Here is a 10,318-nt window from a genome sequence, read left to right as displayed (position 1 = left end):
AAGCGGTTATGCAAACAGCGTGGAACCCCAGTACTCCGATTCCCCGAGCCCCGGTGGGCACGCGAACACCGCGGAGCCGACGTGCTGGATGTACTCGTTGAGTAGGTCTGTTCGCGCCAGTGCGAGTTGCAGCGGCACGAACTGGGTCAACGGGTCACGGCAGTACGCGATGAAGAACAGTCCGGCGTCGAGGTGCCCGAAACCGTCGGAGCCGTCGGTGAAGTTGTAACCGCGCCGCAGGATCTGGATGCCGCCGAGTTCTTCCTTGGACGCCAGCCGGACGTGTGCGTCGGCGTCGATCAGGGGGCCGTCGGGACCTTTCGAATCGAGGTCGAGCGCATCGAATTCGTCGGTCAGGCCCAACGGTGCGCCGGTTCCCTTGCTACGCCCGATGACTCGCTCTTGCTCTTTGAGTGTCGTGCGGTCCCAGGACTCGATGAGCATACGGATTCTTCGGGCAACGAGGTACGAGCCGCCACCCATCCACGCCTGGTCGTCGGCAGGATCGACCCAGACGTTCTCGTCCAGCATCTGCGGATCTTCGGCTTTGAGGTTGGCAGTTCCGTCTTTGAAGCCGAACAGGTTTCGTGGTGTGGCCTGAGTTGTCGACGTCGACGAGGTGCGTCCGAAACCGAGTTGCGACCACTTGACGGACACCGTCCCGAATCCGACGCGAGCCAGGTTGCGGATGGCGTGCACGGCAACCTGTGGATCGTTGGCGCATGCCTGAATGCACAGGTCACCGCCCGATCGCGCAGGATCGAGGTTGTCGGCGGGGAAGTGCTGGAGGTCGGCCAACGATGCGGGCTTTTTGTCCGCGAGACCGAACCGATCGAACAACCCCGGACCGAATCCGATGGTCAATGTCAGTGATGAGGCGGCGAGCCCGAGGGCTTCGCCGGTGTCGGACGGCGGCTTGTACTCGCCTGCCCCGACGGCGCCGTCCTCGAACGTCTCTTCGCCCTTGGTCAGTCGCTCGGCCATATCCGTCCACTTGCGGAGAAGTGCGACGAACTCCTCGCGCGAGTCGGTGGTGATGTCGAAGGCGACGAAGTGCATGCGGTCCTGTGCGGGCGTGACGATGCCTGCCTGATGGTCACCGCGGAATTCGACGACGTCGGACGTCGGGGACTTGGAGCCGGTTGCTGTTGCGTTGCCTGCGATGGCCCCGACTCCGACAAGCGCGGCCCCCGCCCCGACGGCACCGAAGAGGCGCCGTCGGGAGAAGCCGGAGGCGGCCGGCCCTGTGCTCTTACTGTCCTGCGACGACACCCTGCACCTGACTCACTTCAGCGGACAACGCGTCGATCTTGTTCGAGAGTTCCTGGCGCTGTGGTTCGGTCACGGTGTCGTAGAATACGAAACCGTCGCCGACACGGTACTTGGCAAGTTCGGCGTCGAGTGCGGCGAAGCGAGTGTCGATCGATGTTCCGAGTTCGGGTTCACGCTCGTCGATGATCGGACGCACTGCGGCGATCGCGGCCTGTGCGCCGTCGACGTTGGCCTGGAAGTCCCAGAGATCGGTGTGCGAGAAGAAGTCCTCTTCGCCACTGATCTTGGTCTTGGCGACCTCGTCGAGCAGTCCCTGTGCGCCACCGGCGACCTGGATCGGATCGACGGTGAAGTCGTCGGCCTTGACCTTCTCGGCGAGTTCGTCGATGTTGGCCTGCAGCTGATCGGCCATCGCGTTCGTGTCCGGCTGCAGTCCCTGCGCCCACAGATCTTTTTCGATGCGGTGAAAGCCGGTCCATTCCGCGCCTGGCTCGACGTCGGGCTCGCGGAGGTCGATACGGGGGTCGAGGTCGTCGGGGAAGCTTTCAGCGACGGGCTCGATTCGCTCGTAATAGCTACGCGCGATGGGGAACTGAGCCTTGGCACCTTCGACGTCGCCGGCCTTGACAGCTGCCACGAAGCTTGCCGTGGTCTCCTGTAATGCATCGATCTGGCTGAGAACGTAGCGCTTGTAACCCGATGCGGCTTCGGCCAGCAGACCGTTTTCGTCGGCCTGGCGAACGGCGTCACCGCTGACGACGAAGTCTGTGCGGATGCCGTCGCCCACCATGCCTGCCTTGCATGCAGTTTGGTACGTGCCGGGGTCGGGCAGTGCGACGATGAGCTGGCGGGTCAGGCCGGGGCCGATGTTCTCGACCTCGCCCATGACTCGATCGCCTTCACCGTAGACATAGAACTCGGTGACCTTGCTGCCGTTGTTCGTGATCTGGAAGGTGGAGTTTCCAGTGGCACCTTCGGAGGCACTGATGTCGCATCCGTTGTCGGTCGCGGTGACCGTGATGTCCCCGTCGCTCGCCTCGGAGGACGACTTTTCGGTACAACCGGCCAGAGCCAGCGGTAGAACCGCAACCGCTGCCAGAGCGTAGGTGGTACGACGCATTTTCTTCAGTGCCTTTCGGACGTGTGGAGTACAGGCTCTGGTTTTGCGGGGACGCGAACCGGCCGGAGGAACAGAAACAGGACGATGACGAGATATGCCAACCAGCCGACGGCTTGCAGGACTGTCGGTTCGGGTCGGAAGTTGAAGATGCCCGCGAGCACGGTGCCGTACCAGCTCGAGGCGTCGTAGTGTGCGGTGACGTCGAACGCCACCGAAGATCCGCCGGGGATCAATCCGCCGATCTGCAGTGCGCGTATGCCGTAGGCGAGGATCCCCGCGGCGACGACGATGAGGAAGACGCCGGTGTACTTGAAGAACACGGCGAAGTTGATGCGAATCGCACCGAAGTACAGGAACACCGTCAGGATGGCTGCGACGACGATGCCCACGAGAAGTCCGAGCAACGGCCACAGGCTGCCGTTGGTGTTCTCGGCGTATCCGACCATGAGAAGCGCGGTTTCGATTCCTTCACGCCCGACCGCGAAGAAGGCCAGGGTCAGAACGGCAATCGGACCGACGGTCAGTGCACGTTCCATTCCGCCCTTCAGCTCGCCGGAGATGTCCTTGGCCGCTGTACGCATCCACAGGACCATCGCCGTGACAATCGCGACGGCGACCAGGGAAGCGAGCCCGGCGATGATCTCGGCGGTGAGACCGGTGACCGTCGACGTGCCGTAGTGAATGACAAAGAACATGACCGCGACCATGGCGACCGCAGCGCCGACTCCTAGCCACACCCATTTGAGTGCATCGCGGCGATCGGCTTTGACGAGGAAGGCCACGAGAATCATCACGACGATCCCGGTTTCTAGCCCCTCACGCAGTCCGATCAGTCCACTGCCGAACATCTGGGTTGCGATCGACGGCGCAGTTCCGGCGGCAGCGAGTACGGACACGGGTGACCTTCCTGGAATGACACTGAGTTCGGTACGCCTGCCCTTCCGAAGGGTAGGCGACCCTCATCTGTTAACTATTACAGGAACATACACCCAGATGGCCAGAGCAAAAACACCACAAACGAGCTCTTACATAGAGCTTTAGGTTTCTATTACCTTTGATGTGCAGGATGGGTGGTGTGACCCATCGACCCCGCCGAGCCGCGATCTTGCTGTCCACAGCCTTGGCAGTGGCGATCATGGCCAGCGCATGCGGTTCCTCCGAACCTCCGCGAGTTATTCCCGAGGGCATACCTCCCGGCCCAGGGGCTCCGGTTCCGGACATCGACTTCAACGCTCCGGGACGCACCGCAGATCTGTTGCTCGCGTGGGCTGCACCGCAGTCGGATGCGCTGAGCATCTCCGGTCCGGCGCTCGCGGCATACGCGCATGCCGCCGCGGTCATGTCCGCCACGGCACCGGACTGCGGGATCGCCTGGACCACTCTCGCCGGCATCGGATTCATCGAGAGCCGCCACGGTACTTACCAGGGCTCTGCCGTCGCGCAGGATGGCACTGTTGCGCCGACCATTCGCGGAATCCCGCTCGACGGCGCTCCCGGCGTCGCCGAAATCCCGGATACCGACCGCGGTGTCCTCGACGGCGACGACATCCACGACCGCGCCATGGGACCGATGCAGTTCATTCCTGAGACATGGAAGAAGTGGGGTGTCGACGCCAACGGCGACGGCGTCCCGAATCCGGACAACCTGGACGACGCGTCCCTTACCGCAGCCCGGTACTTGTGTGCGCGTGGTGGCGACTTGCGCACCGCTGAAGGGTGGGAGCGGGCCCTGATGGCGTACAACCAGTCGGGCGTCTATCTCCGTGATGTCCGCGATGCTGCCGCGGCCTATTCGGTGGGAGCCGGCGCCTAGCTCCATGTCGTATGCGGGTAGGTGAGCGAAGCGGCTAGTCTGACACACGGCACAGTCCGCAACTCGGTCGTGGCGTCGTGAACAGCGGCGTTGTCGGTCCCCGTTTATAGGAGAAGCATTCGTGGCCATCATTGAGCAGGTCGGAGCTCGCGAGATCCTCGACTCCCGTGGCAACCCCACTGTCGAGGTCGAGGTCGCATTGGACGACGGAACCCTTTGCCGTGCGGCAGTTCCGTCCGGTGCATCCACCGGCGAGCACGAGGCCGTCGAGCTTCGTGACGGCGGCGACCGCTACGGCGGCAAGGGCGTGGAGAAGGCCGTCAACGCTGTTCTCGACGAGATCGCACCGGCCGTCATCGGCCTCGACGCCATCGAGCAGCGCACCATCGATCAGGCCCTGCTGGATCTCGACGGCACCCCGGACAAGTCCCGACTCGGCGCGAACTCGCTGCTGGGTGTTTCACTCGCTGTCGCGAAGGCTGCTGCAGAGTCTGCGGGCCTCGAGCTGTTCCGCTACCTCGGCGGACCGAACGCGTACATACTTCCCGTCCCGATGATGAACATCATCAATGGCGGCGCGCATGCGGACAGTGGCGTCGACGTCCAGGAGTTCATGATCGCTCCGATCGGTGCACCGACGTTCAAGGAATCCCTTCGTTGGGGCGCCGAGGTCTACCACTCGCTCAAGTCGGTTCTCAAGGCCAAGGGGCTCTCGACCGGACTCGGTGACGAGGGTGGATTCGCTCCTGACCTCGCCGGTACCAAAGAAGCACTCGACCTCATCCTCGAAGCCATCAAGAAGACCGGACTCGAGCCGGGACGCGATATCGGCCTGGCTCTGGACGTCGCAGCCACCGAGTTCTACACCGCGGGCACCGGCTACGCCTTCGAGCGTGACACCAAGACCGCCGAGCAGCTGTCGGCGTTCTACGGCGAACTCGTCGACGCATACCCACTCGTGTCCATCGAGGATCCGCTGGACGAGAACGACTGGGACGGCTGGGTTGCACTCACCGAGTCCATCGGCGACAAGGTTCAGCTCGTCGGCGACGATCTCTTCGTCACCAACCCTGAGCGTCTGGAGGACGGCATCGTTCGCGGCGCCGCCAACGCACTGTTGGTCAAGGTCAACCAGATCGGCACCCTCACCGAGACCCTCGACGCAGTCGAGCTGGCGCATCGCAATGGTTACAAGACCATGATGAGCCATCGCAGCGGCGAAACCGAGGACACCACCATCGCTGACCTGGCAGTTGCCGTCGGAAGTGGTCAGATCAAGACAGGTGCACCCGCTCGAAGCGAGCGAGTCGCCAAGTACAACCAGTTGCTGAGAATCGAAGAAGCTCTCGGCGACGCGGCGCGTTACGCAGGCGAGCTGGCCTTCCCCCGGTTCAATTACGAGGGATAGTTTTCTTACGCAAGCGTTGAAGGTGGGTCATGGCGGCAGGACGAGGTAGACCGGGGACAAGTCCAGGTGGGCGTGATCCTCGGCCTCGCGGCCGCTCGGCTTCACCTCGTAACCGGCAGACCGAAGCTGCGCGCGGCGACGCGCGCAGCACCGGTCAATTGCCGCCCGAGCCGTCCGATCAGGCACGCGATGCCGTCGTGGCCGGCAGGGCAGCGCCACGACGCGTCGGCGTCCAGGCGTCGACGCGTCCGGAGCGGAGTTTTTTCGGGCTGTCCACCGGTCGCGCTGTGATCTTGGCGGTCGTGGTGTGTGCGTTGGCGTTGACGCTCGCGATGCCGCTGCGGACGTACTTTTCGCAGAGGACCGAGCTCGCTTCGGTCCTTGCGGAGCGTAAAGGGCTCGAAGACGACGTAAAGAATCTCGAACGTGAGAAGTCGCAACTGAACGAACCAGCACGCATCGACGCCGAGGCACGCAGTCGGCTGCGGTGGGTGATGCCGGGGGAGACGCCCTATCAGGTGCAGCTTCCCGGTGACATGGCAAAGTCCGACGCCGAAGCGAAATCGATCGAACAATCCGAGGGCCCGTGGTATCGGGATCTTTGGGAATCAGCAGTGCAGCCGCAGCAGAGCGACGAGCCGGAGCAGCAACCACTGCCCGCACTCGTTCCTGCGCCTGCACCGGTACTAGAAGGAGGACCTGTCGGGTGACCGGTGCAGGAAAATCGGCAGTCTCGCCGGAGGATCTAGAGGCGGTTGCGACCCAGCTGGGGCGTGAGCCTCGCGGGGTCCTCGAGGTCGCCTACCGATCCCCGGACGGCAGGCCCGGTGTGGTGAAAACTGCACCGAAACTCCCCGACGGCACGCCCTTCCCGACCCTGTACTACCTGACCGATCCGCGGCTCACCGCAGAGGCGAGCAGGCAGGAATCTGCAGGTGTCATGCGTGAAATGACCGAAAGGCTGGGGACCGATGCGGAGTTGGCAGCCGGATATCGGCGAGCCCACGAGTCCTACTTGGCCGAACGCAACGAGATCGAATCGTTGGGAACAGACTTCACCGGCGGAGGCATGCCGGACCGCGTGAAATGCCTGCACGTCCTCATCGCGCATTCGCTCGCCAAGGGCCCAGGTCTCAATCCACTCGGCGACGAGGCAGTTGCTCTCGCCGCCGAAAACCATATGCGCGGCAAGGCCATTCCAGCGGACTGGCCGACCGTCGCAGAACTTCGCGGGGAGACACAATGACCAGAGTTGCCGCCATCGATTGCGGAACCAACTCGATCCGGCTGCTCGTCGCCGATGTCAAGGACGGTGTCCTCACCGACGTCGCCCGTGAAATGCGCATCGTGAGGCTCGGCCAAGGCGTCGACGCGACGGGAGCGTTTGCGCCCGAAGCCATCGAGCGAACCCGAGATGCCTTGCAGGAGTATGCCGGAATCATCCGCGAGAGCGGTGCATCGGCACTACGCATGGTGGCCACCTCGGCTACGCGCGACGCGTCGAACCGCGAGGACTTCTTCGCGATGACACGCGAAATACTCGATCCGATCGTCGCGGGCTCGGTCGCCGAGGTCATCACCGGTGACGAGGAAGCCAGACTGTCCTTTGCCGGAGCCGTCGGTGAACTCAATGCTGCCGGTGCACCTTTCCTGGTCGTCGACCTCGGAGGTGGATCCACCGAGCTGGTGCTCGGAGACAACAAAGGCGTCAAGGCTGCGTTCTCGGCGAACATCGGCTGCGTCCGGCTGACCGAGCGGTTCCTGCACAGTGATCCGCCCACCGCAAACGAGATCGCCAGTGCCCGTGAGTATGTGCGCGCAAAGCTGGAAGAAGCCTTCGAAGAAGTGTCGATCGGAAACGCGACAAGCTGGGTCGGCGTCGCGGGAACCATGACCACCATTGCCGCCATCGCCTCCGGACTCACGGAATACGACGCCGAGAAGGTGCACCTCACCCGGGTGCCGTTCGCGGACCTGTTCGAGGTATGCGACCGGCTGGTCAACATGACGCGTGCAGAACGAAGCGACTTGGGCCCCATGCACCCAGGGCGGGTCGACGTCATCGGCGGCGGTTCGATCGTCTGCAGCGTCTTGGCCGAGGAATTCGAACGACGCGGAGCGGTCAGCACACTGATCGTCAGTGAACACGACATTCTCGACGGGATTGCCCTCTCGGTGAAGGTCTAGGCAGGTAGAACTCCCCGGTGCCGCGGGTATTTTCCGTGTTGCTGTTCGATCGGATGAGCCTGCAGTAGTTCATCTTCCATCTTCAGCTGCGAAGAGAATCCGCGATCGTGGCGCCGGTGATTCCAAGGTGGATACAGCCTTATAAGATGATCGACGCGGACCTGCACGTCCGCGGTGGCCCCTATAGCCCAATTGGCAGAGGCAACGGACTTAAAATCCGTCAAGTGTCGGTTCGAGTCCGACTGGGGGCACCATCGAGGCGCTGGTCAGAGTTGGTGTCGGACGTAGGTGGACGTTCGAACACCCGCAAGAGTGACACAGATTGACACAACTCGAAATAACTGCCGGTTCTGGACGCGGGTGATCGTGGGTGGTCTCACCTGGTTGCACGGTCCAACTCGCTCAGGCACGGAACTTGTCGGGGATGCGTTTTAGTTGTGTTGGCAAGCCGCAGGTTGTGCTGTCGGCAACTCGCAACAGCGGCGACAGTGCGATCGCGCAGAATTCCCGAGTGGAGATGAGGGTGGCTACGCTTGTCGCTACTCAGCGATGCCTGTTTCGTCGCCTGTCAGCAATTCTTTGAACCGGTAGATAGACTTCTTTTTGGGTGCAGTTTGCTCCGAAACTTTGATTCGGACGTATTTTCCGTACGCTAGTTTCCCGCTATCTAGGAGGTCTGCCGGAACATCCTTTATGCGCCGCTTTCCTCGCCTTCCCGGGCTGACGATTTCGATCCACCCAGCATCGCTCAAGCCTCGCACGTTGCCCGCGATAACCTGATTGTCTAGGAGTTTCTCTCGGTGTGCAAAGAATCTGATCGCGTCAGAACGTCCACGCTTCGTTAGCGATGAGTGCAGTCGATCGCCGTTGGTGACAAATGCATCAACTTCTACATCGGCGTGAAACTCGTCGAGGGCTACCACGAACTTTCGAACTGATTCGAGGAGGGCGTCAGGTCTTTGCAAGAGACTTGCCCACGCGTCTCCGTGTTCAAAATCGTCATGCAGGCCGAGGACGGTACTTAACGCTTCCTCGAATGCATCCGGCATCAGATGGGGAGTCAGGGACTGGTCAGCTGGTCCCGCGATGCGAGGTCTGAGGTGGACGACAACGCTGCCTTCGCTGATTCCTGAAATGCTGAGGTCCGCTGCTCCCGATTCGGCCTGCACAGCAGGCATTGCAGCTTGCAGCTCAGCTTGAAACTTCTTGATCAGGCTGCTCATATCTGCGCTTAAGGATCCACCCTCAAGGACATCCCCTCCGGAGAACCGCAGGTCAATCAAACCGGGGAGGGAGGCAGCGAGGTCTAGGCCACGAAGCGACTGGGCAAGTGACTTTCTGGCGCTTGCGATCAAGTCGACGTCATCGTCGACGTCTTGTCCGAGCCAGCTAGGAAGATCCCTACCACGAAGCTCAGGAAATTGGTCTGCGATGTTCACAAGACCACCTCCAAGTAGCCGCGTCGGGGTACCGCTGTATCCACTGTAAACGCGCCCTTGGGTGACGTCGAATGCGTTCTTTGCCATATGTCGTCCATGAGCCCCCGGGTGCTGACGTAGTCGTGCTCGACCAGTGACAGGTCACCTCGGCGCAGCGTGGTTACTGGCCACCAGGTTATTGGGAAGGGTTCCACTCCATACTCACGCACCATCCGTTCGCGTCGCTCGCCTTGCAGCTCTGCGATGCGTCCTGCGCCAACACGTCCTTTGATGTCCAAGAGCTTAGGGCCGTCGAGAATCGGTGAGACATCGATGTCGTCAGGATCCATTTCGCCACTCGCGAAGCTGCCAGCAATCCACATGGATTTCAGGATCTGGTCTGACCCCACGTGGGACTGCGCACGCTGCCAGTCGATGAGGTATTTACCCAGGTTCACGAAAAGCCCAGCTCGCCGCACGGAAGAAGCGAACCGTGGGTGGTCAACGAAGTGCTCGCGTATGTCAGCAATCGTGCAGACGTGTCTTCCCAGAGGCAGATAGCCGGTACCCGGATCGAGGTCGGGGATGGTCATGAGTAACGTGTGCCAATCTCGTCAGGTTGCCGTCTTCAGGGAACCATACCCAACCGCGCGGTTCGTCCGTACAGGCGCCGTCACGGAGATCGTCCTGGGCAAACGCCGAACCGTATTTGGCGGTTGAAGTGTCGAGTTATTTCGATACGTCAGTCGATGTATTTCAGCAAGCTGCAGGGTCAGAACAAGTGTCATTCGCCATGACCTGCGACTTGGAGAAGCGCGATTCGACGGCCTCTTTACGCTCGGTGCTACACGTTGAGGGTCGCGCAACGTCTTTGTGGGGGAAGGCAAACTGCCCGTTACATCCGACTGGTGATGTTGTCGAAGCTTTTCGCAGCGTCGAGCAGCGCGTCTTCCTGGGAATGGGCGTAGACGCTCAGGGTAAAGGCTGCCGATGCGTGCCTGATCTGCCCAGGGATTTCGGACAGTGGACCCGCTTAGAATAGGGATCTACTGAAATGAGCCAGTCCAGCATGAGCAGATCGCGTCGATCGTTCAGTCCCG

Annotated in this window: 10 protein-coding genes and 1 tRNA gene; 6 read left to right on the top strand and 5 right to left on the bottom strand. The window is 61.8% G+C overall.

Annotated elements, in window-relative coordinates:
* Positions 1-6 precede the first annotated feature (6 nt).
* The 3 genes from efeB to efeU are packed head-to-tail and all read right to left on the bottom strand — an operon-like array spanning position 7 to position 3,288.
* Positions 7-1,272, bottom strand: a complete 1,266-nt coding sequence (gene efeB / locus ABIB36_RS00055) for an iron uptake transporter deferrochelatase/peroxidase subunit (RefSeq protein WP_354558835.1) — start codon at positions 1,270-1,272, stop codon at positions 7-9.
* A complete protein-coding gene (gene efeO, locus ABIB36_RS00050; RefSeq protein WP_354558834.1) occupies positions 1,253-2,392 on the bottom strand; it encodes an iron uptake system protein EfeO in 1,140 nt (379 codons plus the stop codon). The genes efeB and efeO overlap by 20 nt, the downstream gene beginning before the upstream one ends.
* Before the next feature lie 5 nt (positions 2,393-2,397).
* Entirely contained in the window at positions 2,398-3,288 is an 891-nt protein-coding gene (gene efeU / locus ABIB36_RS00045) for an iron uptake transporter permease EfeU (RefSeq protein WP_354558833.1), read from the bottom strand.
* A 170-nt stretch (positions 3,289-3,458) separates the two neighbouring features.
* On the opposite strand from efeU, the gene ABIB36_RS00040 reads away from it, so the two are divergent.
* From ABIB36_RS00040 to ABIB36_RS00015, 6 genes are all read left to right on the top strand, one after another.
* Entirely contained in the window at positions 3,459-4,205 is a 747-nt protein-coding gene (locus ABIB36_RS00040; RefSeq protein ID WP_373270547.1) for a lytic transglycosylase domain-containing protein, read from the top strand.
* A gap of 121 nt (positions 4,206-4,326) precedes the next feature.
* The gene (gene eno / locus ABIB36_RS00035) at positions 4,327-5,613 is read left to right on the top strand and encodes a phosphopyruvate hydratase (RefSeq protein ID WP_084347902.1); all 1,287 of its coding nucleotides are present in this window, start codon (positions 4,327-4,329) and stop codon (positions 5,611-5,613) included.
* 29 nt (positions 5,614-5,642) lie between these two features.
* Entirely contained in the window at positions 5,643-6,323 is a 681-nt protein-coding gene (locus ABIB36_RS00030) for an FtsB family cell division protein (protein WP_084347904.1), read from the top strand.
* Positions 6,320-6,859: a DUF501 domain-containing protein gene (locus ABIB36_RS00025; RefSeq protein WP_084347906.1), complete on the top strand. Its 540-nt coding sequence runs from the start codon at positions 6,320-6,322 to the stop codon at positions 6,857-6,859. Before ABIB36_RS00030 ends, ABIB36_RS00025 begins: the two co-directional genes overlap by 4 nt.
* Positions 6,856-7,800 (top strand): Ppx/GppA phosphatase family protein, encoded by a 945-nt coding sequence (locus tag ABIB36_RS00020; RefSeq protein ID WP_354558832.1) that lies wholly within the window; start codon positions 6,856-6,858, stop codon positions 7,798-7,800. The genes ABIB36_RS00025 and ABIB36_RS00020 overlap by 4 nt, the downstream gene beginning before the upstream one ends.
* Positions 7,801-7,977: 177 nt before the next feature.
* Positions 7,978-8,054 (top strand) — tRNA-Leu (locus ABIB36_RS00015).
* Between the two features lie 285 nt (positions 8,055-8,339).
* On the opposite strand, the gene ABIB36_RS00010 is transcribed toward ABIB36_RS00015, so the two are convergent.
* Positions 8,340-9,239 (bottom strand): hypothetical protein, encoded by a 900-nt coding sequence (locus ABIB36_RS00010; protein ID WP_354558831.1) that lies wholly within the window; start codon positions 9,237-9,239, stop codon positions 8,340-8,342.
* The gene (locus ABIB36_RS00005) at positions 9,236-9,811 is read right to left on the bottom strand and encodes a DUF6932 family protein (protein ID WP_354558830.1); all 576 of its coding nucleotides are present in this window, start codon (positions 9,809-9,811) and stop codon (positions 9,236-9,238) included. The genes ABIB36_RS00010 and ABIB36_RS00005 overlap by 4 nt, the downstream gene beginning before the upstream one ends.
* Positions 9,812-10,318: the final 507 nt, after the last annotated feature.

Origin of the sequence: Rhodococcus sp. UYP9 (genome assembly GCF_040547235.1) — a bacterium.
Classification (GTDB): domain Bacteria; phylum Actinomycetota; class Actinomycetes; order Mycobacteriales; family Mycobacteriaceae; genus Rhodococcoides.
Note: the sequence above shows the minus strand (reverse complement) of the source record. Positions and strands in the feature narration are given on the sequence as shown.

Coding starts and splice junctions, on each gene's coding strand:
- ABIB36_RS00020 (WP_354558832.1), top strand. CDS start 6,856: ATGACCAGAGTTGCCGCCATCGATTGCGGAACCAACTCGATCCGGCTG.
- ABIB36_RS00030 (WP_084347904.1), top strand. CDS start 5,643: ATGGCGGCAGGACGAGGTAGACCGGGGACAAGTCCAGGTGGGCGTGAT.
- efeO (WP_354558834.1), bottom strand. CDS start 2,392: ATGCGTCGTACCACCTACGCTCTGGCAGCGGTTGCGGTTCTACCGCTG.
- ABIB36_RS00040 (WP_373270547.1), top strand. CDS start 3,459: ATGGGTGGTGTGACCCATCGACCCCGCCGAGCCGCGATCTTGCTGTCC.
- ABIB36_RS00005 (WP_354558830.1), bottom strand. CDS start 9,811: ATGACCATCCCCGACCTCGATCCGGGTACCGGCTATCTGCCTCTGGGA.